This is a genomic window from uncultured Campylobacter sp. (genome assembly GCF_938045625.1).
In the GTDB taxonomy this organism is placed as follows: Bacteria; Campylobacterota; Campylobacteria; order Campylobacterales; family Campylobacteraceae; genus Campylobacter_A.
In genome coordinates this window covers 1-23,212 of record NZ_CALIAV010000015.1, presented here as the reverse complement: position 1 = coordinate 23,212, position 23,212 = coordinate 1, and the positions used below count along the sequence as shown (strand labels likewise).

At 47.2% G+C, this 23,212-nt stretch carries 22 protein-coding genes; 6 read left to right on the top strand and 16 right to left on the bottom strand.

Annotated elements, in window-relative coordinates; genetic code table 11:
- Nucleotides 1-75: 75 nt before the first annotated feature.
- The 5 genes from Q0386_RS01070 to Q0386_RS01050 all read right to left on the bottom strand — a co-directional run bounded on the left by Q0386_RS01070 (nt 76) and on the right by Q0386_RS01050 (nt 4,295).
- The gene (locus Q0386_RS01070; protein WP_299025841.1) at nt 76-1,221 is read right to left on the bottom strand and encodes an iron-containing alcohol dehydrogenase; all 1,146 of its coding nucleotides are present in this window, start codon (nt 1,219-1,221) and stop codon (nt 76-78) included.
- A gap of 79 nt (nt 1,222-1,300) precedes the next feature.
- Nucleotides 1,301-1,429 carry a hypothetical protein gene (locus tag Q0386_RS01065; RefSeq protein ID WP_002943393.1) on the bottom strand — a complete coding sequence of 43 codons (129 nt, stop codon included), beginning with the start codon at nt 1,427-1,429 and terminating at the stop codon, nt 1,301-1,303.
- Nucleotides 1,430-1,437: 8 nt separating this feature from the next.
- A complete protein-coding gene (locus Q0386_RS01060) occupies nt 1,438-2,565 on the bottom strand; it encodes a cytochrome d ubiquinol oxidase subunit II (protein ID WP_299025838.1) in 1,128 nt (375 codons plus the stop codon).
- Nucleotides 2,549-4,078: a cytochrome ubiquinol oxidase subunit I gene (locus Q0386_RS01055; RefSeq protein WP_299025836.1), complete on the bottom strand. Its 1,530-nt coding sequence runs from the start codon at nt 4,076-4,078 to the stop codon at nt 2,549-2,551. Before Q0386_RS01055 ends, Q0386_RS01060 begins: the two co-directional genes overlap by 17 nt.
- Nucleotide 4,079: 1 nt before the next feature.
- A complete protein-coding gene (locus Q0386_RS01050) occupies nt 4,080-4,295 on the bottom strand; it encodes a DUF4492 domain-containing protein (RefSeq protein WP_004321680.1) in 216 nt (71 codons plus the stop codon).
- 132 nt (nt 4,296-4,427) lie between these two features.
- Between Q0386_RS01050 and Q0386_RS01045 the strand changes: the two genes are divergently transcribed.
- Entirely contained in the window at nt 4,428-6,092 is a 1,665-nt protein-coding gene (locus Q0386_RS01045) for a CTP synthase (protein WP_299025832.1), read from the top strand.
- A 22-nt stretch (nt 6,093-6,114) separates the two neighbouring features.
- On the opposite strand, the gene Q0386_RS01040 is transcribed toward Q0386_RS01045, so the two are convergent.
- From Q0386_RS01040 to Q0386_RS01025, 4 genes are read right to left on the bottom strand one after another with little or no spacing between them, the layout of a single operon-like run.
- Nucleotides 6,115-6,957 (bottom strand): hypothetical protein, encoded by an 843-nt coding sequence (locus tag Q0386_RS01040; RefSeq protein WP_299025829.1) that lies wholly within the window; start codon nt 6,955-6,957, stop codon nt 6,115-6,117.
- Between the two features lie 3 nt (nt 6,958-6,960).
- Nucleotides 6,961-7,734, bottom strand: a complete 774-nt coding sequence (locus Q0386_RS01035) for an ABC transporter ATP-binding protein (RefSeq protein WP_004321672.1) — start codon at nt 7,732-7,734, stop codon at nt 6,961-6,963.
- Nucleotides 7,728-8,783, bottom strand: coding sequence for an iron ABC transporter permease (locus Q0386_RS01030; RefSeq protein ID WP_298085611.1), 1,056 nt, complete (start codon nt 8,781-8,783; stop codon nt 7,728-7,730). Before Q0386_RS01030 ends, Q0386_RS01035 begins: the two co-directional genes overlap by 7 nt.
- Nucleotides 8,780-9,892: an ABC transporter substrate-binding protein gene (locus Q0386_RS01025; RefSeq protein WP_299025824.1), complete on the bottom strand. Its 1,113-nt coding sequence runs from the start codon at nt 9,890-9,892 to the stop codon at nt 8,780-8,782. Before Q0386_RS01025 ends, Q0386_RS01030 begins: the two co-directional genes overlap by 4 nt.
- 175 nt (nt 9,893-10,067) lie before the next feature.
- On the opposite strand from Q0386_RS01025, the gene Q0386_RS01020 reads away from it, so the two are divergent.
- The 4 genes from Q0386_RS01020 to Q0386_RS01005 all read left to right on the top strand — a co-directional run bounded on the left by Q0386_RS01020 (nt 10,068) and on the right by Q0386_RS01005 (nt 14,258).
- Nucleotides 10,068-10,220, top strand: a complete 153-nt coding sequence (locus tag Q0386_RS01020; RefSeq protein WP_299025821.1) for a hypothetical protein — start codon at nt 10,068-10,070, stop codon at nt 10,218-10,220.
- Nucleotides 10,210-11,781, top strand: a complete 1,572-nt coding sequence (gene recJ / locus Q0386_RS01015) for a single-stranded-DNA-specific exonuclease RecJ (protein ID WP_299025844.1) — start codon at nt 10,210-10,212, stop codon at nt 11,779-11,781. The genes Q0386_RS01020 and recJ overlap by 11 nt, the downstream gene beginning before the upstream one ends.
- A gap of 230 nt (nt 11,782-12,011) precedes the next feature.
- Nucleotides 12,012-14,009, top strand: coding sequence for a TonB-dependent receptor (locus tag Q0386_RS01010; protein ID WP_299025818.1), 1,998 nt, complete (start codon nt 12,012-12,014; stop codon nt 14,007-14,009).
- Between the two features lie 114 nt (nt 14,010-14,123).
- A complete protein-coding gene (locus Q0386_RS01005; RefSeq protein WP_299025815.1) occupies nt 14,124-14,258 on the top strand; it encodes a hypothetical protein in 135 nt (44 codons plus the stop codon).
- Between the two features lie 58 nt (nt 14,259-14,316).
- Here Q0386_RS01005 and Q0386_RS01000 read toward each other — a convergent pair whose 3' ends face one another.
- The 7 genes from Q0386_RS01000 to Q0386_RS00970 all read right to left on the bottom strand — a co-directional run bounded on the left by Q0386_RS01000 (nt 14,317) and on the right by Q0386_RS00970 (nt 21,101).
- Nucleotides 14,317-14,535 (bottom strand): hypothetical protein, encoded by a 219-nt coding sequence (locus tag Q0386_RS01000; protein WP_009494786.1) that lies wholly within the window; start codon nt 14,533-14,535, stop codon nt 14,317-14,319.
- Between the two features lie 172 nt (nt 14,536-14,707).
- On the bottom strand, nt 14,708-15,340 hold the full coding sequence (locus Q0386_RS00995) for a protein-L-isoaspartate(D-aspartate) O-methyltransferase (protein ID WP_299025812.1): 633 nt from the start codon (nt 15,338-15,340) through the stop codon (nt 14,708-14,710).
- Entirely contained in the window at nt 15,337-16,107 is a 771-nt protein-coding gene (locus tag Q0386_RS00990) for a carbon-nitrogen hydrolase family protein (RefSeq protein WP_299025809.1), read from the bottom strand. Before Q0386_RS00990 ends, Q0386_RS00995 begins: the two co-directional genes overlap by 4 nt.
- The gene (locus tag Q0386_RS00985; RefSeq protein WP_299025806.1) at nt 16,094-17,116 is read right to left on the bottom strand and encodes a ribonucleotide-diphosphate reductase subunit beta; all 1,023 of its coding nucleotides are present in this window, start codon (nt 17,114-17,116) and stop codon (nt 16,094-16,096) included. The genes Q0386_RS00990 and Q0386_RS00985 overlap by 14 nt, the downstream gene beginning before the upstream one ends.
- A gap of 148 nt (nt 17,117-17,264) precedes the next feature.
- Entirely contained in the window at nt 17,265-18,896 is a 1,632-nt protein-coding gene (locus Q0386_RS00980; RefSeq protein WP_299025803.1) for a flagellar hook-basal body complex protein, read from the bottom strand.
- A gap of 4 nt (nt 18,897-18,900) precedes the next feature.
- Nucleotides 18,901-19,605 (bottom strand): flagellar basal body rod modification protein, encoded by a 705-nt coding sequence (locus Q0386_RS00975; RefSeq protein WP_299025800.1) that lies wholly within the window; start codon nt 19,603-19,605, stop codon nt 18,901-18,903.
- 47 nt (nt 19,606-19,652) lie between these two features.
- Complete coding sequence (locus Q0386_RS00970) at nt 19,653-21,101, bottom strand: flagellar hook-length control protein FliK (protein WP_299025798.1); 1,449 nt, start codon at nt 21,099-21,101, stop codon at nt 19,653-19,655.
- A 117-nt stretch (nt 21,102-21,218) separates the two neighbouring features.
- Here Q0386_RS00970 and typA point away from each other — a divergent pair, with 117 nt between their 5' ends.
- Entirely contained in the window at nt 21,219-23,027 is a 1,809-nt protein-coding gene (gene typA / locus Q0386_RS00965) for a translational GTPase TypA (protein WP_299025795.1), read from the top strand.
- Nucleotides 23,028-23,212: the final 185 nt, after the last annotated feature.

Genomic DNA, 23,212 nt, shown 5'->3' with positions numbered 1-23,212 from the left:
AATTAAATAAAAAACTGTTAAAATTTGATGCCAATTTTACGTAACATCAAATTTTAACTGTGGCTTCAAATTTATCTAATTCGCCAGCTCAAAAATCGCTTTGATATTTTCTTTCGTATAGAGCTTATCTTTGCGCCAGTTTACCGCGTAGTCGTGGGCTAAATTTACCACCTCCTCTAGCGTTTCGCCCTCTATGCCGACGGCCTTTAGGCTAACTGGAGCTCCGATTTTACTAAGCCACGCTTTAAATGCTGCGATGCCTTCGTCGGCTGATTTTACGCCGAAAATTTCCCTTGCAAAACGCTCAAAAGCATTCAAATTTCGGTTCTTATACCACTTCATCCACGCAGGCATTATGACTGCTAGACCCGCTCCGTGCGCGCAGTTTACGACAGCGCTCATGGCGTGCTCTAGCATGTGGTTTGGGTAGGAGTAGCCGTGCGTGCCGACGTAGGTTAGGCCGTTTAGCGCCATCGTCGCCGCCCAGGTAAACTCGGCTCTAGCATCGTAGTTATCTGGGTCGGTAAGTAAAATTTCGGTCGTTTTCATCACGGTTTTGATGTTAGCTTCGATGTAGAGATTGATGATGCCAGGTTGAACGCTAGCGGTGAAATATCCCTCGATGCTATGCGCGATGATATCGGCGGCGGAGTAGGCTAGGTACTCGCGGCTAACGCTGGCTTGCAGCTGAGGATTTACGACCGAGACTAGCGGATATAGCACGTCGCCGTGGATGGCGAATTTTTGTTTTGTAGCTTTGTTTGTCACGACTGCGCCCGAGTTCATCTCGCTGCCCGTCGCCGCAAGAGTTATGATGTCAAAGATTTTTAGCGCGCGACTCGGGTCCTTGCCCGTGAAAAAATCCCACACATCGCCCTCATATAGCGCGCCCGCGGCGATGGCTTTGGCGCTATCTAGACAGGAGCCCCCGCCTACGCTTAGCACGCTGTCGGCGTTAAATTTCCTAGCTAGCTCGATGCCTTCGTAGACTTTGCTTAGTACGGGGTTGCTAACCACGCCGCCAAGCTCTATAAACTCTATGCCGTTTTCTTTTAGGCTCGCTGCGACCGTGTCAAAGAGTCCGTCTTTTTTGATGCGTTCGCTGCCGTAGATCAGTAGGGTTCTTTTAACGTCAAATTCGCGCATATAAAGCCCGATATTTCGCTCTTTGCCTCTGCCGAATTCTATTTTTGTGGGGTTGTGAAAAGTGAAGTCAAACATCTCGTTCTCCTTAAAATTTTAGCCCCATTATAGCGATAAAAGCTAAAATTTAAGTAGAACGAGATTTGTGGATCAGCGCTTATTCGCGCAAATTTCCAAAGTATTTGTCGTCGTTTTTCTCGACGTGTTTGATGTTAAAATGGACGAATTTGTATCCGCCAAAAAGCGCCAAAACCCAAAGAAAAAGAAAAACTATCGCTTCTATCATTTTTATCCTTAATACGCGTGATGATCGCGCTCTATCTCGTCGGCCGTGATCTTTTTACTATCCATCGCGCGCCAGACCGCGACGATATAGCCCAAAACTACGGGTACCAAAAAGCTTACGTAAAACATTACGTTTAGCGTGTAGTGGCTAGAGCTTGCGTTTTTGATAGTTAGCGAGCTTTGCAAATTTGAAAACGACGGATAAAACGCCGTGTCCGCAAGCCCGGATATCAAAAATAGCCCCGTAACTGTTAGCACTACACCCACGCCGTAAGGCACTACGCCGTAGATACTAGTCGTAAACGCACCCTTAAATATACCAAAAAGCACGAGCCCGACGCCTATAACTATCATAGCTGCAACAAGCGGCATCTGGAGTAAATTTAGAGCGTATTTAAAGCCAACTAAGCTCACTACGCCGCTCTCGTCGTAGGCAAAACCGGTCTTTGTAAATATCCAAGCGATGAATATCAAAAAGAACGGCAAAAATAAAATAGTATTTTTTAGCGCCGCTTTTCTGGCGTTAGCCCTTATCTCCTCATCGTCGATGTTGTTGATGAGGTAGAGCGCTCCGCCCACACGAGCTAGGAAAAACATCGCGATGCCTAGCGGATATAGCATGATATTACCAAGTGATTCAAGTCCGCGAAATGGCGTTTGCCACTGTACGAAGTTGTGTTCGTTTAGTAAAAAGTCGCTTCCCGAAAAAAACGTGCTAACTGCCATGCCGATCAAAATAACGCCCAAAGAGCCGTTTATGAAAAGGAAAATTTCATATGTTTTTTGACCTAGGAAGTTGTCCGGTTTTTTGCGGTATTCGTAGCTTACGGCTTGGAGGATAAAGCAAAACAAAATCGCCAGCCACACCCAGTACGCGCCGCCGAAGCTTGTCGCGTAAAACAGCGGAAACGCCGCAAAGCACGCGCCGCCAAACATTACGAGCGTAGTAAACGTAAGCTCCCATTTGCGCCCGATAGAATTTATCACCATGTCCTTTTGCAGCTCGTTTTTGCAAAGCCCAAAAAGCAGCGTCTGCCCTCCCTGAACGAACATCATAAACACCAGCAAACCGCCTAGCAAGCTAACTACGCACCACCAGTAAATTTGTAAAAATTCTAAACTAAGCATGGTTTTCAAATCCTATTTTTATCTGTTTTAGCATGATTTTTATCTCGGCTATCAAAAGCGCCGTAAATAAAACGGCAAATAGCCAGAACGAAATTTTGATGTTGGTGTCGGCTAAATTTGTCGCTCCCACGCCCACGGTCATGAGGTCTTGCACGACCCACGGCTGGCGCCCTACTTCGGCTACTATCCAGCCCGCCTCGATCGCCACTAGTCCTAGCGGGATACTAAATACGCACACCCACAGCAGCTTTTTGAAATTTTCGATATCGTTTGCCATCGTAAGATACGTAACGACCAAAAATAAAGCCAAAAAGTAAGTACCAAGAGCCACCATCAAGTGAAAGCTATAAAACGTAATACCGACCGGCGGCACGGCGCTTTCCGGGGATTTTAGGTATCCGTAGCCTAGAAATTTCATATTTTGAGCCAGAGTTTGCTCGGCTTGCTCCATCGCGGCTTTATCGCCCGATTTTTTAGCGGCGTTGTAGCTAGCTAGCGCGCTAACGGCTAGCGAGCCTTTGGCCATCTTGCTTGCGACGCTCTCTATATTTTGCGCTTCGTTGCCGTAGACTAAATCCTCGATGCCCGGAGTAAAGCTATCAAATTTTCTAGTAGCCATTATTCCAAGCGCGTAAGGCACTTTTAGTTCGAGTAAAAACGCGTCCTTGCCGTCGCCATGTTTTTTAGACGGATCTAGTACGCCCATCGCGACTAGGCCGGCATTTTGTTCGCCTTTATAAAGGCCTTCCATAGCGGCTAGTTTCATCGGCTGAGTACGCGCGACCTGATATGCGCTCTCGTCGCCGCTAAACATCAAAAACAGCGACGTAACGAGTCCGAAGCTTGCCGCTACGACGATTGATTTTTTAGCCATGATTAGGTGGCGTCCTTTTAGGATAAACCACGCTGAAATTCCTATCACGAAAAGCGCGCTAGCAACGTAGCCGCTAGTAACGGTGTGTAAAAATTTGATGATACCTACCGGGCTAAGCGCTACTTCAAAGAAATTCTCCATTTCCATTCTTGCGGTTGCGGGGTTAAATTTCATACCTATCGGATACTGCATCCAGCCGTTTGCGATGAGGATCCAAAGCGCGCTCAAATTTGAACCGATAGCCACGAGCCAGGTCGAGATGAGGTGGAATTTCTTGCTAACCTTATCCCAGCCAAAAAACATAACGGCAAAAAACGTCGCCTCCATAAAAAATGCGAGCAAGCCCTCGATAGCTAGCGGCGCGCCGAAGATGTCGCCGACAAACCAGCTGTAGTTCGCCCAGTTGGTGCCGAACTCAAATTCCATTATGATACCGGTAGCCACGCCGATAGCGAAGTTTATACCGAAGAGTTTTAGCCAAAATTTAGTGATTTTTAGCCACTGCTCGTTACCGGTTTTGACGTAAATACTCTCCATAATGGCGATGATAAAACTAAGTCCCAGCGTGAGCGGAACAAACAAAAAGTGGTATATGGCGGTGAGCGCAAACTGCGCCCTAGACCAATCGACCGAAGCGATTTCAGACATTTTATTCCTTTGTCAAATTTGAGATGACGAAGTTCGCTTTGGCCTCGTCGCTCTCAAATTTTGAATTTAAACTTTCATCAAAGATAAATACTTTTAAAATCCCGAACATTATAAGCAGCTTGATAGCTATCACGAGCCACAGGCTCTTTCCGAGCTTCATGTTCCTAAAGCCGTCTATATACAAAGACGAGATGTTTTTAATATATTTTTTAATCATAACTTAACATACTACAGAAATTTAACTTAAAATATCATTTTAAAGTTTTGATTTTATAAAATTATTTATGTCCTCAAGCGTTTATAAATTTTAAATAAGGTATAATCTCGCTAAAAATTTAAAAGGCGCGATATGCAAAAAAATCTAAACGAAACAAAGTATATTTTTATAACAGGCGGCGTGCTAAGTTCGCTAGGCAAGGGCATTGCGGCGGCTTCTATCGCCACGCTTCTTAAAAACACGGGCTTAAAGGTGAGCATGCTAAAGGCTGACCCTTACATCAACGTAGATCCAGGCACTATGAGCCCTATCGAGCACGGCGAAGTTTTCGTCACCGACGACGGCGCGGAGACGGATCTGGATCTGGGACACTACGAGAGATTTTTAGACGAGAGCCTAAGTCAAGACAACAACTTCACCACCGGCCGCGTCTATAGCTCCGTCATCGAAAAAGAGCGCAGAGGCGACTATCTGGGCAAAACGATCCAAGTCATCCCGCACATCGTGGGCGAGATCGTTGATCGCATCAAAAAGGCGGGCGAGGGTCGCGACATACTGATTGTCGAGATCGGCGGCACGGTAGGCGACATCGAGGGCTTGCCGTTTTTGGAGGCTATCCGTGCCCTTCGCATTGAGGTCGGCCGCAAACGCGCGATGAATATCCACCTAACGCTCGTGCCGTTTATAAAAGTCGCAGGCGAGCTAAAGACCAAGCCTACTCAGCACAGCGTCGGCGAGCTACGTCGCATCGGTATCAGCCCGGATATGATCATCTGCCGCGCCGAGCAGCCGCTAAATCGCGAGCTAAAAGATAAAATAGCCGCGAGCTGCGGCGTAGAGCGCAACTGTGTCATCGAGAGTATCGACTCGGCCAGTATCTACCAGGTGCCGCTCGCGTTTTATAACCAAGATGTCTTAACGCCGATCGCCGAAATTTTAAATTTGGGCGAGCTAAAGCTTGATATGCGCAACTGGGACAGCCTGGTTAAGCGCATCATTGCTCCTACGAAAGAGACCACGATAGCATTTGTGGGTAAATACGTCGATCTAAAAGAGAGCTACAAGAGCCTGACCGAGAGTATCATCCACGCGGGCGCGAGCCTTGACGCGAGGGTGAATTTAAAGTGGATAGATAGCGAGAAGATCGAGCCCTCAAACGTCGAAGAGCTACTAAAAGACGTGGGCGGCGTGCTAGTTGCCGGAGGATTTGGCGAGCGCGGCGTGAGCGGCAAGATAGAAGCGATAAAATACGCTCGCGAAAACGGCGTGCCGTATCTTGGCATTTGCCTAGGCATGCAGCTAGCGCTCATCGAGTTTGCCCGCAATGTGCTAAAGCTCGAGGACGCAAATTCGGTCGAATTTAAGCCCGAGTGCGTAAATCCTATCATCTATCTCATCGATAGTTTCATCGACGCGCACGGCCAGACCCAGATCCGCACGCACCAAAGCCCGGTCGGCGGTACGATGAGGCTTGGCGCGTATGCTTGCGACATTAAACCCGGCTCGCTGCTAAGTCAAATTTACGGCGGCGCCAAATGCGTCAAAGAACGCCATCGCCACCGCTACGAGGCAAATCCAAAATACAGAGCCGAATTTGAAGCAAACGGCCTGATAGTTAGCGGCGAGAGCGACGGACTGATCGAGGCCGTCGAGCTTAGCTCGCCTGCAGCGGGCGCCAAAAACTCGCATCCGTGGTTCGTCGGCGTGCAGTTTCATCCGGAATTTACCAGCCGCTTAACAAACCCAAATCCCGTAGTTTTGGGCTTTATCAAAGCTAGCTTAGAAAAATCAAAATAATTAAATTTAGAGCCGATCGGCTCTAAATTTTCTTTTCCGCGACAAATTTATCCAGGATTACTTTTACGAATTTTTCGGTAGAGTTTTTGCCGTAGCTAAAATAAAGACTAGGCTCGATAAGCTCGACTTCGTTGATTAAAATTTTATCTTTTGTGCCGATTAGATCTATCCTTGCGTAGACGGGATTAAAGGCAAGCCTAGCCAAAACGTCTCGCGCGATGTTTAGAAAGGCTGCAGTCGGCTCTACCGAGCTAATCTTAACGCCGAAATTCGAGTTTGCCCTATAATCCTCGCTAGCAGGCGAGCGGCGTACGGCGTGAGAAAAAACGCCGCCTAAAAATATCAAGCAAATTTCGCCGCTAACGGCGATCTCTTCGATAAAAGGCTGAAGCAAAGCCCCGTTTTTATATTCGCTTAAATTTGATATTTCGTCGATTTTAGCTACGCCGTTGCCGCTCTGTCCGACGAGCGGTTTTATCACGCCGCCCGGGCAAATTCGCCTTAGCTCTTCTATATTTTCATCGCCGTTTAAAAGCGTGCTAGGGATCGCGGGAAGCCCTAAGGCTTCAAGTTCTAAGAGGTATTTTTTCGATAAATTCCAGCGCACGATCTCAGCGCCGTTTATTATCTTCGCTCCGCTTTTTTCAAGCTTGCTCAAAAACGATAAAAATTTAGCCGCGTCTAGGCTGTAATCCCAAGCCGCAAGCGGCAAAATCAAAGAATCTTCGTCTAGCGAACCGACATCTAAATTTTGCCACGGCACTATCTCGCACTGTGCGCCGCCGTCGCTAAACGTGCGGCTTAAATTTCGTAAGTCCTCGTTGCCCTTTGCGTAAGCAAGGCAACTTAAAATAAAAACCCTCACGCGCTACTCTACCCCAAACGCTGACTTTGCGACTACGGCCGGTACGCCGGCATCGTCGTAAAAAATATCCACGTTTACTTTATAAAGCTCTTGTATTAGCTCTTTAGTTATGGTTTCTTTGGCTTCGCCCTTAGCTTTTATCTTGCCGTCGCTTAGTAGCAACACCTCGTCGCTAAACTGCGACGCTAGCGATAAATCGTGCAGTATCATAACGGTAGTTATACCGTGCTCGCGCGTAAATTTCCTAACGCAGTCCAAAAGCACGCATTGATGGTGCATATCAAGAGCCGAAACAGGCTCATCCAAAAGTAAAATTTTAGGCTTTTTGATAAGCACGGAGGCAAACATCACCATCTGGCGCTGACCGCCCGAAAGCTGCATCACGTCGCGACCTGCTAGATGTAAAATCCCTAGTTTTTTCATTATCTCTACGGCCGAGTTTATTTGCTCGTCTTTTAGATAAAGCCCGAGACTATCCATGAGCCCTAGCAAAACGACCTCAAGAGCCGTTAAACTCGCGTCTACGTAGCTATCTTGGGGCATGTAGCCGATTTTCTTTTTCCACGAGAAATGGTTTTTGAAATTTAACCTCTCTTCGCCAAATTTAATCTCGCCCTCATAGCCCATCTCGCCGAAAATTGCGCTTATGAGCGTAGTTTTGCCTGCGCCGTTAGGCCCTAGCACGGAGTAAACCTTGCCTTCTTCAAAGCTAGCGTTTACGGCATCTGCCGTGCAAAGCGAGCCGCGGTATATCGTTAAATTCTTAAGCTCTAGCATACGTTTTTCCTTGAGAGGATGATCCAGAAGAAAAACGGCACGCCCACAAACGCCGTGATGATGCCGACCGGAAAGAGTCCGCCTGGATTTATAACCTTAGAAAGTACCGAAGCTATCGACAAAAACGCTGCGCCGACGAAGATAGTAGTAGGCAGGAAAAATCTCTGATCCTCGCCGACTAAATTTCTAGCGATATGCGGAGCGACCAGACCGATAAAGCCTATAACGCCGACGAAGCTAATAACCGTAGCCGTCATAACCGAAACTATAAGCAAAATTTTAATCCTAAGGGCGGATAAATTTACGCCCATGCTTTTGGCTCGCTCTTCGCCCAGTTTCAAAGCCGTTAGCGCCCAAGTGTTTAGCATCAGTAGCGAGATGCATACGACCGTTACGACCGTAGCGACGGCCAGCGTACTCCATTTAGCCTTTTGGAGGCTACCAAACAGCCAAAACAAAATCGCCTGCGAAATCTCGGGCGCGGACAAAAACTGCACCAAAGAGAGCATAGACTGAAACAAAAACAAAAGCGCGATACCGACTAAAACCAAAGTAGCCGACCCAAATCGCCTCATCATCGAAAACAAAAACAGTATAGACGCCGCTAACATCGTCATAATAAACGCACCGATAGGCACGGCGTAAATTTGAGGCAGTCCAAACGAACCAAACGCCATCACCAGCGATGCGCCAAACCCTGCCGCCGCGGCAAGTCCCAGCGTATAGGGGCTTGCCATAGGGTTGTTTAAAAGCGTCTGTATTTCTGCGCCGCCCGCTCCCAAAGCCGCACCTACGACTAAAGCCATAAGCGCTACGGGAAGCCTGATATCGTAAACGATGTGGTATAAAAATTTATCCTGCTCGCCGCCTAAAATCGGCTGTAAAAGCGTATCTACGACTTCTCTTGGCGAGAGCATCGCAGGGCCGGTACCGATATCAAACACCATCGATACAAGACCCACGACTATAAAGCTCAAGATGATGATTAAGCGTTTAAATTCGCGCTTTCTATGAGCCTTTACGACCTCTTCGGAACTTATTTTATTCATTTTTCGTCCGCTTGGATAGCTATAGTTCCGACGGGAACGACAGGCAAGTACTTTTTGTGAAAATCAACGTAGGTCTTTATCGGATCTACGTCTTTAAATAGCTGCGGATACAAAGCTTTTGCGATATATTGCACCATCGCCATATCCGCAAGAGTTCTTGACGCGCCCATATATAGGCCGTATAGGCGGTTATTTTTGATAGCCGGAAGCTCTGACCAACCGACGCGTTTTTTAAATCCGTCTAGTCTTTTTAGCGCTTCGGCTTTATCTATGTTTATGCCCATTACCATCGCAGTCGGTTCTTTTTTTAGTTCGGTTTCGCGGCCTGTTATCATTATAACGTCGGGTTTTGCGGCTATGACTTGCTCGGCATTGATGGGCGCCCACTGCTCGACTAGATCGGCTGCGATATTATCTCCGCCGGCCAAATCTATCAGCGAACCCCACATATCTTTACCGTAAGTTATCCCTGTGTCGTCAGGACCGCCTCGGCCGAATTCTATGTAAATTTTAGGTTTAGGCAAATTTGCTTTTGCGATGCGGTCGCCCACTTCTTTTACGGTGTCTTCGTATAGTTTAGAGATCTCGTCCGCTCTTTTTTCCTCACCTAAAATTTCGCCTAAAATTTTAGTGCTTTTTACGTGAAGCTCAACCTTCTCGCGGTTATAATCAAGCACGACGACCGGGATATTTAGATCGGTTAGAGGCTTTAAATCAGGCTCTAGCACGTTATACTGCCAAGATGCGAGTATTAGCAAATCGGGTTTTAGAGAGATAACTTTTTCTACCGAGAACGTACCGACCTCTACCTCGCCGAAGTCCGCAAGCTTATTTAGCTGCGGTAGGGCTTTGCTATATAGATCCCAGCTAGCAGGCGTCCAGTCCGTCCAAACCTCTTTTGAAAAGCCCACGACTTTATCTAAGGCCTTAGTGCCGCCGATGGCTAAAAAGTCGGTGTAGTAAAAACCCAAAGCTATGCGTTTAACGGGTAAATTTACCTTTACCTCGCGACCTAAGACGTCTTTTATGACCTTAGTTTCGGCCGCCGCTTGGGTCGCCGAAAATACCGCAAAAAGCACCAACAGCGCTTTTAAAAAAGTTTTTTTCATATCGTTCCTTTTGTTGAAATAAGAGCGCAATCATACATAAATACATCTTAACCTAGGTTTAAATATAATAATTAATATCATTTCAAATATAATTTCGACTCGTTTAAAATTATAAGAAATTAAATTTCAAAAAGCTATAATTTACGCATTAGAAAATAAAAAAAGAAGGAAAAAGATGAAATTTGAACCAAAATTTAGCCTTTTTTGCGGCGCGGCGTGGGTAAATTTGACCCCGGGGGCGAGCGAAAATTTAGGCAAAAACGGTGGCAAGGCGGCGAAATTTGACGGCGAGGCTTACGCAAAAGCTCGTCAAAACGATGTTGAATAAGGAAAAAATAAAGGAATTACTGAACCAAAGATTTGAAAATGACATTCACAAAAAACTTTCAGAAATTCCTACGCCTGATGCGTTAAAGGATGTATTTAAGGGTGCCGAGCGTATAAAGCGCGCGATCGAGCAAAACGAAAAGATCGTCGTCGTCGGCGACTACGACGTGGACGGCGTGATCGCCAGCGTCATAATGGCCGAGTTTTTCGATGATTTGGGCGTTAGCGAGTATTTCGTGCGTATCCCAAATCGTTTTAGCGACGGATATGGGCTAAATCCGCAAATAGTCGAGGAGATCGCAGACGCTGGCCTCATCGTGACCGTAGATAACGGCATCTCGGCAAACGACGCGGCTCAAATTTGCAAGCAAAAAGGCATCGATCTCATCATCACCGATCATCACATGCCGCCGGACGTCCTGCCCGAGGCCTACGCGATCATAAACCCAAAGCAAAAGGATTGCCACTTTCCAAACGTCGAAATTTGCGGCGCTCAGGTCGCATGGTATCTAGTGGGCGCACTAAAAGACGTGTGCCGCATCAACTACGATATGGGTAAATTTCTCGACCTCCTAGCCATCGCGATAATCGCAGATATGATGGAGCTTCGCGACCTAAATCGCATCCTAGTTAAGCTTGGCGTAAACCGCCTAAATAGCTCGCGCAGGCCTGCGTTTACCGCGATAAAACAGCTTTACGGCAAAGATAAATTCGAGTGCGACGACATCAGCTTTCTCATCGCGCCGCTCATAAACTCATCGGGGCGTATGGACGATGCGAGCGTGTCTTTTGAGTTTTTGCGCGCCAAAAACTTAGATCGCGCCTGCGAGTGCCTCGATACCATCGTGAGCTTTAACAACTCGCGCAAGGAGGAGGAGCGCACGCTTTTTGAGTGCTCGTTAAAGGACGTGCGCGAGGACGAACACATCATCGTGACGTGGGGCAGGGGCTGGCACGAGGGCGTCATCGGCATCGTCGCCTCGCGTCTGGCAAAGCAGTTTAAAAAGCCCGCCATCGTCTTTAGCATAGACGAAAACCGCGCCAAAGGTAGCGCTAGAAGCGTGGGTAAGCTAGATATCCTCTCGCTCATCGCTAGCCACGAAAATTTACTCGCGGGCTACGGCGGGCACAAGGGAGCGGCCGGTATCGTGATAGATCCGGCAAATTTAGAAGCGTTTAAAAACGCAATAAATAGCTCGTGTATGCTGATGGATTTGCACGAATTTAGCGCGCTTGACGAGCCTTTGGGCGAGATAGAAGCTAGCGAGGTGGATTTTGAACTGCTTGAAATTTTGGAGCATTTTGAACCCTACGGACAGAAAAATCCGCGCCCGCTCTTTGAAATCAAATCCGCCGTCGTCAAAAATAAAAAACTAATCGGCAGGGAGCAAAATCACCTAAAACTCATCCTGCAAAAAGACGGTAAATGCCTCGAGGCGCTGTTTTTTAACTTCACTCGCGAGCCGCATACGGGCGAGAGCATAGACCTAGTTTTTTCGGTATCGAAAAACTCGTTTCGAGGACTCGTTACGCCGCAGCTGCTGGTAAAAGAGATTTTGTAAATTTAATCTCGGTTTCGCTAAACTCAAATTTGATGAAACCGAGATTACTTAAATTTATAATTCTAGTCCGTTAAAGTTACTTTTCTACACACTTAACGCAAACGACCGAAATATCAGGGTTTGAGCTAAATTTCACACAAAATAATTCACATTACATAAATATTCATACTTTATTTAAGTTTATTTTTGCTTCAATTTCAATATTAAATATTAATTTTGCAGGAGCGAAAATGAAAATTTCTTACGTTTTGGCACTGGCCATGGCGTCAAATTTGATGCTTAGCGCCGAGGAAGCGGTAAGCCTGAGCCCCGTTACCGTCTCGTCAAAAATGCAAAAATCAGCCCTCGACGAGCCTACAAACGCCCAAATAGCCGGAAAAGGTGCGATACTGGAAAACAGCGATATCGCCAAATCGCTTTCAAATTTAAACGGCTTTACGATGGAGCGTAAGGGCGGAGGCGGCAGCGAGGTTTATTATCGTTCTCAGACGGCGGCTAGGCTGCCCGTACTTATCGACGGTAGCACGCTAAACGGCGGCTGCGGCATGCGCATGGATACGCCCATCACCTACATCTCGGCGCAAAACTACAGCTCGGTTCGTATCGTAAAAGGCCCGCAAGACGTCAGATACGGCGCGCTCATTAGCGGCGGTATATTTTTCGATAGAGAGATAGCAAGGCTGTCAAAACCGAGCTTCGGAGGAAACGTAAGCGTGCTAGGCGGCAGTTTCAAGCGATTTGAGACTACTGCGGACGTAGCGGCGGGTAACGAGCTAGGCAGCATAGAGGTTTCTGGCGGACACTACGAGAGCGGCGATTATAAAAGCGGCGGCGGGCAGAAAATGCATACGCACTATAAACGTAACAGCGTCTCGCTCGTGGGCACGCTAACGCCCACGGAAACTACCGCCTTGCAGCTAAGCGCGGATCTGGGCGAGGGCGAAGCGGCGTATGCCGACAGGATGAGGGACGGCGTGCAGTTTGACCGTAAATCTTTCGGACTCAAATTTGAACAAGACGTCGGCGAGCACAAAATCAGGCTAAGCTCGTACTATCATCAAATCGACCATATAATGGACAACTTCACCATGCGTCCGGTGGTACCGGGCACGGGGCGCGGCAAGGGATATAGCATCAGCCACCCGATACGCGATATGTATGGCTTTAAGCTAGAAGGCGAGCTAAATTTCGACAATCTAACAAGCTATCTTGGCGCTGGGTACTCTGAGGATGTATTTAAGTGGCGAGGCGCCGGAACGGGCGGAGCCGGCGTATCTAAAGCCGAAATGGACGCAGCCGTATCAAAGCCGCACGTAAAAGAGCGCAAGGTAACGTATAAAACGATATACACTCAAAACGAATACGTCCTAGAAAACGACTACGGGCTTTTTGGCGGACTTAGGCTGGACGCGGGTGAGAGAAAACTGTTAAAAACGCATAAGAGCAGGAAAGAAAATTTATTCTCAGGGTTTTTTAGATACGAAAAATATCTACAAAATTTAACGCTTTATGCTGGGTTAGGGCACGCACAAAGACTACCTGATCACTGGGAAACGAACAAGGACGCGAACTTAGAGCTACGTAAAGAAAGAAATACTCAGCTGGATTTTGGCGCCGTACTGAAAGATCAAAATTACGAACTAAGCGCAAATTTTTTCGTCTCAAAGATGGATGATTATATCATGCTAAAATATAATCCTATGGGCATGTCCTCAGACGCCTTTAATACCGACGCCTTGCTATACGGCGGCGAGATAGAGGGCACTACGCTGCTAGCCGATATGTTTAGGCTGGGGGCGGGAGTATCCTATGTCTACGGCAAGGTGACTAAAAATGCAGGAGGCCTAAAAGACGGCGACGCGCTGCCTAAGGTTTCGCCTCTAGCGTTTAAACTAAGCGCCGGTTTAGAAAAGCCAGACTGGTTCGTCAAAGCCGACTTCTACACTAACGCGTCGCAAAACCGCGCGCAAAAAGGCTACGGCGACGTAGGCGGCATGGACCTGGGCAAGAGCGATAGCTTTTGGACGCTGGGGCTAAGCGCGGGCTATAAATACAAAAATTATCAATTTTTGCTAGCGGCGGAAAACCTAAACGACGCCAAATACGCCTATCATAACTCAAAAGGCGGCTACGGCGGCGGTATCGCAGGCTACGAGACTATCCCCAACGGCACGAGGCTTTATGAGCCGGGCAGAAGCTTTTGGGCGAAATTTAAAGTGCATTTTTAGGGCGTAGCTCGGTTAAATTCGGCGCGGTTCGGATTTGGATTATTTTCTCTCGAGACTGCGCCGAATTTATGCTAATATTAAATTTGCCGCATTGGGATTTCGGCGATATTTTGTTTGTTTTGGCGGGTTTTTAAATTTGAAGTCAAATTTAACCAAAGCGAGCTTGCCGTGCGGTACTTATCACAAAATAGCCTAAATTTGACGGCTATAAACGACGACGAGAATGTAAATTTGAAAACGAGAGAGTAGTAGAAAAATTTAAAAAGCGGGAAATTTGGATAGAAATTTCGGGGAAATCCCCCGAAATTTAAGCTCTTTTATCTTCCAAGCGATTTAAAACAGGTTTTAAAAACTCGTCAAATTCATCTTGCGTCAGCACTCTTTTGCCTAATTTTTCTTTGCACTCTTTGCCGAGCTCGCAAAGCACCTCGCGGTTTGCGATGCTTTGAGCCTTGCCGTGTCTTGCTAGCACCGTGTTTAGCTCGTGTTCCTCTGAGAAATTAACCAACTCGCGATCTGTTGCCATTTTAGCTCCTTTGCTAAGAATTTGTATGATAATTATACAGTTTTAGGTTTAACGCATGGCTAAATTTGCTGGTTAGGCGAGTTTAATTCGGTACTAAAAGCGGCGTTAAATTTGAGTAGTTAAATTTAACGCGCGGCTTTTTAAGCGGTAGCGTTAAATTTGCCGCTCAGCGCTACTCTATCCCGCCTAAAAGCGGCACAAATAAGCACTCGTCAAGCGCTTTTTGCGTTATCTCGCCGCGAGCGTCTTTTTTAAATTTGACGATAAACTGTTTGCCGTCTTTTTTGATAGGAGCTACCAAAATACCGCCGTTTTTTAGCTGATTAAAAAGCGTTTGAGGCACCTGCTGTGCAGCCGCTGAAAGTAAGATCCTGTCGTATGGCGCATAGCTCTTCCAGCCGACGTTTCCATCGTCAAAACGCACGTGGACGTTGTGAATTTTAAGTGCCTCAAAGCGTTTTTTGGCTTCGCTCGCGAGCTTTTCGATGCGTTCGACGCTAAAAACCCTGTGCGCCAAATGCGATAAAATCGCCGCCTGATAACCGCTACCGCAGCCGATCTCTAGGGCATTGTCGATATCTTCGGCTTCGAGCGCTAGCGTCATTTTGGCTACCGTTAGAGGCGAGCTGATCCATTGATTGCCGCCGATGGGCTGAGCGTCTAGGCTGTACGCGTGGCGCGTGACGGGCGCAAAGATCTCGCGCGGCGTGTCGCAAAGCGCCTTATAAAGCGAGGGCGTCAGAGTGAGTATATCGCCGATCTCATCGGCCATGTTTGTGCATTTTGATTTTTCAAGAGCGGTCATAAAAGCCCCAAATTTCGTTTGGTTTCAAGGATCAAATTTGTATCAAATTTGGCCTCTTTCGCAAATTCGCCGCTTGGCAAAAACACGCCAGAAAACTCTAAATCAAGCGAGCTTGCGGCCACGACGTAGCAGCTGTTGGCAAGTGCTAGAGCCTTGCAAAGCGTAAGATATGCGTCCTGGCGCGCCTCGCCCCACATGGCGGGCACGAGGATGATATCGCAGCCTTTTAGTTGCTCCCAAAGCTTGGCGAACCTAAGCTCAAAGCAAACGAGAACGCCGATTTTTAGCCCTTTAAAATCAAAAGGCTTTATCGCAGACTCGTCTCCAGCGGCGAAAATTTCGTGCTCTAAATTTGGGCGAAAAAGCTTTGATTTATTTTGCGTGTAAAAGACGTTTTGGCTATTTAGTAGGATAAATTCGTTGTAAATTTCGTTTTTTTGCGCCTGCGTGATTGAAATTTGCCCAAGCCCTTTGGCGCGGTTTAGGCTTGTTAGGTGCGTGAGCCCGAGAAATTTATCTGGACTTAGCGCTTCTTGCAACGCTTCAAAAAGTATGGCGTCAAAGCTGCCGATCGAGCCGCCTAGCATAGCACGGTTTGCGCCGCTAAAAAATCCGTCGAAATCATACCCGCTCACGCACAGCTCGCTGGCTAAGATGATGGAATTTCTGGGTGCTGCGGCGATTTTTTCTAGCAGTTCGTCTTGTCTTTGCTGGCAGGTTGGCGCAGTTAGGACGATAGGGCATAAATTCGGACTAAAAGTCGTCAAAACTGATGCTTCCTTTGCTGTAATTTGTTACCTTTGCCTCGAAAAAGTTGCTCTTTTGGTCGTTAAATTTAGCAAAATCATCGACCCATTTGATCGGATGAGGGACGTTGTAGCGGCGTTTTAGGCCGATGGCGACTAGGCGCTGGTCGATGAGGTAGCGGATGTATTGCTCGATTATGTCGTCGGTAAAGCCCATGATCTGGTTTTGCGTGATGTATTTGCCCCATTTGATCTCAAGCTCGCCCGCGCGCTCGAACATATCGTAAATTTTAGCCTCAGTTTGTGGCGTGAAAAGATCGGGACGCTCGGTGCGGACGCTGTTTATCATGTTTTGAAATAGCAGCAGATGCGTGATCTCGTCGCGCTGGATAAAGCGAATCATCTGCGCGCTGCCTAGCATTTTGCCCGCGCGAGCTAGAGCGTAGATCGCCGTAAAGCCGCTGTAAAAGTAAATGCCCTCTAAAATTTGATTTGCCACCATGGCTAGTAGTAGCTTTTCGTCTGTGACTTCGCCTGCAAGCTCCTCGTAGACGCTTGAGATGTAGTCGTTTTTCTCACGCAGCACTTCGTCGTGCTTCTCCATCTCGTAGATCAGGTCGGTGTTGTCGCAGATGGCCTCGACCATGACGGCGTAGGACTTGGAGTGGTTGGCCTCCTCGTAGGCTTGGCGCGCTAGGCAGGCGTTGATCTCGGGCGCGGTGATGTATGGGTTGATGTTGTCGGCTAGGTTGTTAGTTTGGAAGCTATCCATCGAGATGAGCTGGCTCCAAACCAGATCGTACATGCGTTTTTCGGCCTGCGTGAGGTTGTAGGCGTAGTCGCGTACGTCGTCGGTTGTGTCGACCTCTTTTGGAAACCACGTGTTAGCCTCCATCAGGTCCCAGAGCTTGAGCGCCCACTGGTATTTTGCTTTGGTGAAATTTAAGATGCCGTGCGGATTGCCGTTAAATACGCGGCGATCGGTCAAATTTTCATTTGAGCTTGGATTGTAGATTCTTTTTCGGTTCATAATTTTTTTCTTTATTCTGTAAATTTTTGGGGCTGATTTTAGCTAAAAATTTATTTATATATCTTGAAGTAGACTATTTTATCGCGTTAAATTTGGCTTTACGGTTACAGCTAAATTTAAAAACCCGCATCAAATTTGCGGGTTAAATTTAGCGCTTTAGCTCGATTGCGCGCTGGAGCATTTCGTTGCTAGTCGTTATGCTCTTGGCGTTAGCGTCGTAGGCTTTTTGCGTGACGATGACCTCGGTTAGAGCCTGGGCTAGATCGACGTTTGACTGCTCGAGCATGCTGCTAGCTAGTTTGGCGCCGTAGATGCTTTTGCCGCCTGCATCTTTATAGAAAAATGCCGCGCCAGAATTCGCGCTTTGCGAATAGATATTATCGCCCATTTTTGCAAGGCCTTGCTCGTTTTGGAAGTGATAGAGAGCGACTTTGCCGACGGAGCGGACTTGACCGTTTGTAAACTGCGCCAAGATATTTCCCGAATCGTTGGTGTAATAATCCTTTAAAATACCCTCTCGTACGCCGTCTTGCGCGATCGAGATACTTTTGGCTTGAGACGTGCTAGTGACGCCTGAGTAAATTTGACCCGCAGCCACAGGAGTGCCGAAGTCTAGTTCGATTTGCGAGCCGTTATTATCTAGGGCGCTTAAAGTAGAGCTAACAAGTCTACCTTCGTAATCGAAATTTAGCTCGCCGTTAGTATTTGAGACCACTGCGCCGCTTGCGTCTTTTACGGTCGCCGCCGCGTCCCAAACTGTACCGTTAGCGCCCTGAGGTACGCGTTTTGTTAGCGTTAGCTCAAGTTTATTTTTAGTACCGTCCGCATTTAAAAGCTCGGTTATGAATTTTTCTTGATTTGCCGCTTCTTTAGTAGTGTTTATTTTTGCAGTCAAATTTGGGGCGGTCGTTAGGTCAAAATCCCTTTCAAATTTTTGACTTATGCTCCAGTTGCCGTTTTCGTCGATCGGAGCGCTAAATTCAGCCGTTTTGCCGTTCGCGTCGGTTACCGTTACGGTTACTAGATCGCCTTTTCTAGGGCGGGTTATCGTATCGTCAGCCGTGACTCGCCCGCGTAAATTTATAGTTCTAGAGGGGTTATCTATGCTGCTATTATATGTAGCGTTATCGACTGGCAAAGTGGTTGGCTCGGTTTTAAAAGACGAGTCGAGATTTCCTTTAAAGGTTACCTTTGAAGTCGGTTTGGTCGGTAGATACAAAAACTCAGGCAAGCGAATTTTGCCCTGGGAGCCGATGTCGCCGACGTCAAGGTCTGTGGTGTCTGATCCTAAAGTGTATGCCTGCGTGACTGCGGCGGTGCTGTTTACTCTACCGAAAGCCTCTATCGCGCCTTGGCTTGGAGTTACCTGTGTTAGCGTATTTTGCGTGCCTAGGACGTAGTTGCCTTGATTTGTTACGAGATATCTTTCTTTATCTACGCCAAAACTACCGGCACGCGTATAGTATGTGCCAGAGCCGTTCGTTACGCCAAAAAATCCCTTGCCGCCGATTGCCATATCTAGGACGTTATCGGTTTTCATAAACGGGCCTTGCTTGTAAAAGCTAAGCGCCGTCGTCATACCCGTAGCGCCCAGACCGACTTGATCTTGGGTCGGGTTATTGCCCGCGACAAAGGATGTTTGGTAAAAAATGCTCTTAAATTCCGGTATCGAAGCGGTAAAGCCGACGTTATTTATGTTGGCGATGTTGTTCGCCCACACATCCATACTAAACCCCTGGGTTCTGACGCCGCTAACGCCGTTATACAGGCTTCTTACCATCGTCCTATCCTTTTTTCGGCTCGGTAAATTCTTTTACTTTGTCGATGCTGACGTATTGTCCGCCGACCTTTACCTGTGCGACGCCATCGATAAATTTGACGCCTTCTACGAGATAGTTGCCTACGCCGCCGTTTTTGACATTGCCCGCTGCATCCGTGTAGCTGATCTCGACTGTATATGAGCCGGCTCTGGCATCGTTACCCGCGTTATCCTTGCCGTCCCACTCGAAGGTATTGGCTCCGGCGCTAGCTTGGCCGAATTCTAGCTTTCTTACGAGTTTGCCGGTGCCGTCTTTGATATTTATCGTTCCGCCTTTTGCCGCGCTTTCTAAAAATCCCGCAAATTTGACGCCTGCGCCTTCTTCTTTTACGATACCGCTATCGCCGATTTTAGCCATCTTGCCGAGTACTCCGACAGCGTACATATTTGTGCTATTTTTTAGTTGGTCGGCTAGCTTTTGCATCATTTTGTTCGTATTTTCTTGCATTTCAAGCGAGGCTAGCTGGCTAGTTTGGGTTAGCATTTTTTCTGTATCCATCGGGCTTGTCGGATCTTGATACTGAAGCTCGGTTAAAAGAAGTTTCATAAAAGCGTCCTTGTCTAGCTGGGCGTTTGGATTGGTGCCTGCGGCCTTTTGTAGGGCGTCCGCCGATTTTTTGGCGGCCTGGTTGTTTACCGTAAAGTTATTGGTTTCTAGTCCGTTTGACATCTTTTATCCTTTAAATTTTTATATCTCAAGCAAATTTGATTCCAAATTTACACATAGCGTGGAACGACGAGCTCTAAACGAGGTGCCACAGCTTCGCTTTGCTCTGCGTCGTCGGAGCTAAATTTGGAGCCTTTGTAGCTCTTTTGCCCTTGCTCTTTTTTAGGTTGATTTTGATCGCTAAAGTTCATCTCAAGCTCGGTAAAGCCCATATTTACGAGGCTGTTTTTAAACTCGGCCTGATTTTGTAAAAACAGGTTCATCGTCTGCGTATTTGAGTTGAAATTTATATGCAGATTGTTGCCGCGATTTACCATCGTGATCTCGACCTCGCCCAAATTTAGCGGATTTAGCGTGATGTTAAAGCGCATAAACGGCGATTTGTATGCTGCAACCTGCTCTTTCAAATTTGAGCTAAAGTTATCAAACGTCTCGCGCACGGCCTGGAAATTTCTGCTTTGCGCCTTGGCGTTTGAGATGACGTCTTTTACCATCGCGTTTAGTTCGCTGTTTTCGCCGTTATCGCTTTGGGTCTTGGTTAAAATTTGCTCTTCGTCGTTTTCGCGCTCGGGAAATAGTAAATTTTGCAAATTTATCTTTTTAGAGTCTTGGCCGAGCACAGATTTTTCGCTTTTTGCGGCGGTTAAATTTAGCTCGCTTTCGGCTTTGAGGTTTGGTTTCTCGTCTTTTAAATTTGTCTCTTTTTCGCCATCGTTTTTTACCGCTTCTTTTATGATTTTGGAGTTTTGAGCCAAATTTTGCGCGTCTTGCGCTTTTGCATTGGCGTCTTTGGGCTGGGCTTTGTTTTGCTCTTCTTGTACGGCGGCGAGTAGTTTATTTAGCGTATCTTTGGGCTCTGGCTCGCTTGCATTTATCGTCTCTTCGACCTTGTTTTTTAGCTCGCTAAAAGCGAGATTTTTCTTTGGCGTTACGGGTTTAAAGAAATCTTTTTTCGCCAAATTTGGAAATTTCTCGCCCAGTTCGTCAGCTTGAACTTGCGTCACTTCGATATTTTCTAGACCCAAATTTAGCTTATTTGCGATCTCTATTAGCTCGTTTAGATTTTTAGCCCCCCTTAGCTCGTTTAGCGTCGTTTCGCTTGAGAGTGCTTTGGCTAGGCGGTTTTCAAAATTTGGAAATTTACTGATTTTTTCGCCGCCGCTAAGCATCTCTAAAATTTGCAAAAGCTGCATAAAAGTCGCGTTTTCAAACAAATTTTCCGCCGCTTCCTCGCCTAAAATTTCTTTTACGTCTGTACTTTGAACGGGCGCTTTTGTTTGCTGATTTTGAGCCGTTTGAGCGGATAAATTTATGGCTTTTGCCATCTCTTTTAGATCTTTTTCGCTTAAATTTTCGCCCTTTTTAGCGGCCGCGTCTAGCACCATAGAAAGAAACTCGCCATCCTCTTTACCGCCTTTTTGCGCGTTTTTGCTCTGCTTTTTCACGCCGCCTTTGATGCTCGCGTCAAAGGACAAAATATCGTTTTGAGTTGTCTGCATAAAAACCCTTTAAATTTAACTTTTATGAACCTTGCAAGAAACGTTCCAAAACGGCTTTATTATTTTTATAAGGAAAATTTGGTTAAAATCAGCCCCATTTTAATAACGGAGAAAAATTTGGAAAAGATACGAAACATCGCCGTCATCGCTCACGTCGATCACGGCAAAACCACGATGGTTGACGAGCTTTTGAAACAATCGGGTACTTTTAACGAGCACCAAGCCGTCGGCGAACGCGTGATGGACAGCAACGACATCGAGCGCGAGCGCGGCATCACGATCCTCTCGAAAAACACCGCAATCCGCTACAAAGACACCAAAATCAACATCATTGACACCCCGGGCCACGCCGATTTTGGCGGCGAGGTAGAGCGCGTGCTAAAGATGGTCGACGGCGTTTTGCTGCTCGTAGACGCACAAGAAGGCGTAATGCCGCAGACTAAATTCGTCGTGAAAAAGGCGCTCTCGCTCGGCCTTCGCCCGATTGTCGTCGTAAATAAAATCGACAAACCCGCAGCCGATCCCGATCGCGTGATAAACGAGATTTTCGACCTTTTCGTGGCGCTTGAGGCAAACGACGAGCAGCTAGAGTTCCCAGTCGTTTATGCAGCAGCTAGAAACGGCTACGCGAAGCTAAATTTGGCCGACGAAAACGTAAATATGCAGCCGCTTTTTGAGACGATCTTGTCTCACGTTCCGGCTCCTAGCGGCGATATAAACAATCCTTTGCAACTTCAGGTTTTCACGCTTGATTACGACAACTACGTCGGTAAAATCGGCATCGCACGTATATTCAATGGTAAAATTTCCAAAAACCAAAACGTGATGCTCGCTAAAGCCGACGGCACGAAAACGACGGGTAGGATTTCAAAACTCATCGGCTTTTTGGGCCTTGAGCGCCGCGACATCGATGAGGCGCAAGTTGGCGATATCGTAGCGATAGCGGGCTTTGAGGCGCTGGACGTCGGCGATAGCGTCGTAGATCCAAATTCCCCTATGCCGCTTGATCCGCTAAAGATTGAGGAACCTACGCTTAGCGTCGTATTTAGCGTAAACGATAGTCCACTAGCGGGCACCGAGGGCAAGCACGTAACCTCAAACAAACTCGACGAACGTCTAGCTAGCGAGATGAAAACAAATATCGCGATGCGCTACGAAAACATCGGAGAGGGTAAATTTAAGGTTAGCGGCCGCGGCGAGCTGCAAATCACGATCCTGGCCGAAAATATGCGCCGCGAGGGCTTTGAGTTTTGTCTCGGACGTCCGGAAGTCATCATCAAAGAGATCGAGGGCGTGCGCTGCGAGCCGTTTGAGCTACTAGTATGCGACGTGCCGGACGAGTTTAGCGGCACCGTGATCGAAAAACTCGGACGTAGAAAGGCCGAGATGGTCGCGATGAACCCGACCGGCGACGGACAGACGAGGATCGAGTTTGAGATCCCTGCGCGCGGTCTCATCGGCTTTAGGAGCCAGTTTTTGACCGATACGAAAGGCGAGGGCATCATGAACCATAGCTTCCTTGAGTTTCGCCCGCTCATCGGTAGCGTCGAGCACCGCAGCAACGGCGCTCTAGTGTCGATGGAAAACGGCGTAACGCTAGCATATAGCCTCTGGAATCTGCAAGATCGCGGCATCCTTTTCGTTGATCCGCAGACTAAGACCTACGTGGGCATGATCATCGGCGAGCACAGCCGTCCAAACGACCTCGACGTAAACCCGATCAAAGGCAAAAACCTAACCAACGTACGCGCTAGCGGCTCTGACGACGCTATCAAGCTCGTACCGCCTAGAAAGCTAAGCCTTGAACGCGCTTTGGAGTGGATCGAGGAGGATGAGCTAGTCGAAGTCACGCCGACAAACATACGCGTACGTAAACGCTATCTAGATCCTACTATGCGCCGCAGAATGGCAAAAACAAAAGAATAAATTTTATAAATTTAGCCTGCAAATTTACGCTTTTTGTGGGCTAAATTCCCCTCTTAATTTCCCTGCAATATTTTTCCACCCGCTTTAAATCTGCTCAAATTTGATGTCAAATTTTAATTTTAAATATAAGAAAAAAGTAAATTATATTACATTTTAATATAAATAGAAAATAATAAATATATAAG

What these genes read in the sequence shown, in the direction of transcription:
- Q0386_RS01010 (WP_299025818.1), top strand. Translation starts at nt 12,012, where the DNA reads ATGAAAATTTCTTACGTTTTGGCACTGGCCATGGCGTCAAATTTGATG.
- Q0386_RS01020 (WP_299025821.1), top strand. Translation starts at nt 10,068, where the DNA reads ATGAAATTTGAACCAAAATTTAGCCTTTTTTGCGGCGCGGCGTGGGTA.
- Q0386_RS00985 (WP_299025806.1), bottom strand. Translation starts at nt 17,116, where the DNA reads ATGAACCGAAAAAGAATCTACAATCCAAGCTCAAATGAAAATTTGACC.
- Q0386_RS00975 (WP_299025800.1), bottom strand. Translation starts at nt 19,605, where the DNA reads ATGTCAAACGGACTAGAAACCAATAACTTTACGGTAAACAACCAGGCC.
- recJ (WP_299025844.1), top strand. Translation starts at nt 10,210, where the DNA reads ATGTTGAATAAGGAAAAAATAAAGGAATTACTGAACCAAAGATTTGAA.
- Q0386_RS01045 (WP_299025832.1), top strand. Translation starts at nt 4,428, where the DNA reads ATGCAAAAAAATCTAAACGAAACAAAGTATATTTTTATAACAGGCGGC.
- Q0386_RS01000 (WP_009494786.1), bottom strand. Translation starts at nt 14,535, where the DNA reads ATGGCAACAGATCGCGAGTTGGTTAATTTCTCAGAGGAACACGAGCTA.
- Q0386_RS01030 (WP_298085611.1), bottom strand. Translation starts at nt 8,783, where the DNA reads ATGAATAAAATAAGTTCCGAAGAGGTCGTAAAGGCTCATAGAAAGCGC.
- Q0386_RS00970 (WP_299025798.1), bottom strand. Translation starts at nt 21,101, where the DNA reads ATGCAGACAACTCAAAACGATATTTTGTCCTTTGACGCGAGCATCAAA.
- Q0386_RS01050 (WP_004321680.1), bottom strand. Translation starts at nt 4,295, where the DNA reads ATGATTAAAAAATATATTAAAAACATCTCGTCTTTGTATATAGACGGC.
- Q0386_RS01070 (WP_299025841.1), bottom strand. Translation starts at nt 1,221, where the DNA reads ATGTTTGACTTCACTTTTCACAACCCCACAAAAATAGAATTCGGCAGA.
- Q0386_RS00995 (WP_299025812.1), bottom strand. Translation starts at nt 15,340, where the DNA reads ATGACCGCTCTTGAAAAATCAAAATGCACAAACATGGCCGATGAGATC.
- Q0386_RS01055 (WP_299025836.1), bottom strand. Translation starts at nt 4,078, where the DNA reads ATGTCTGAAATCGCTTCGGTCGATTGGTCTAGGGCGCAGTTTGCGCTC.
- Q0386_RS00980 (WP_299025803.1), bottom strand. Translation starts at nt 18,896, where the DNA reads ATGGTAAGAAGCCTGTATAACGGCGTTAGCGGCGTCAGAACCCAGGGG.
- Q0386_RS01025 (WP_299025824.1), bottom strand. Translation starts at nt 9,892, where the DNA reads ATGAAAAAAACTTTTTTAAAAGCGCTGTTGGTGCTTTTTGCGGTATTT.
- Q0386_RS01035 (WP_004321672.1), bottom strand. Translation starts at nt 7,734, where the DNA reads ATGCTAGAGCTTAAGAATTTAACGATATACCGCGGCTCGCTTTGCACG.
- Q0386_RS01065 (WP_002943393.1), bottom strand. Translation starts at nt 1,429, where the DNA reads ATGATAGAAGCGATAGTTTTTCTTTTTCTTTGGGTTTTGGCGCTTTTT.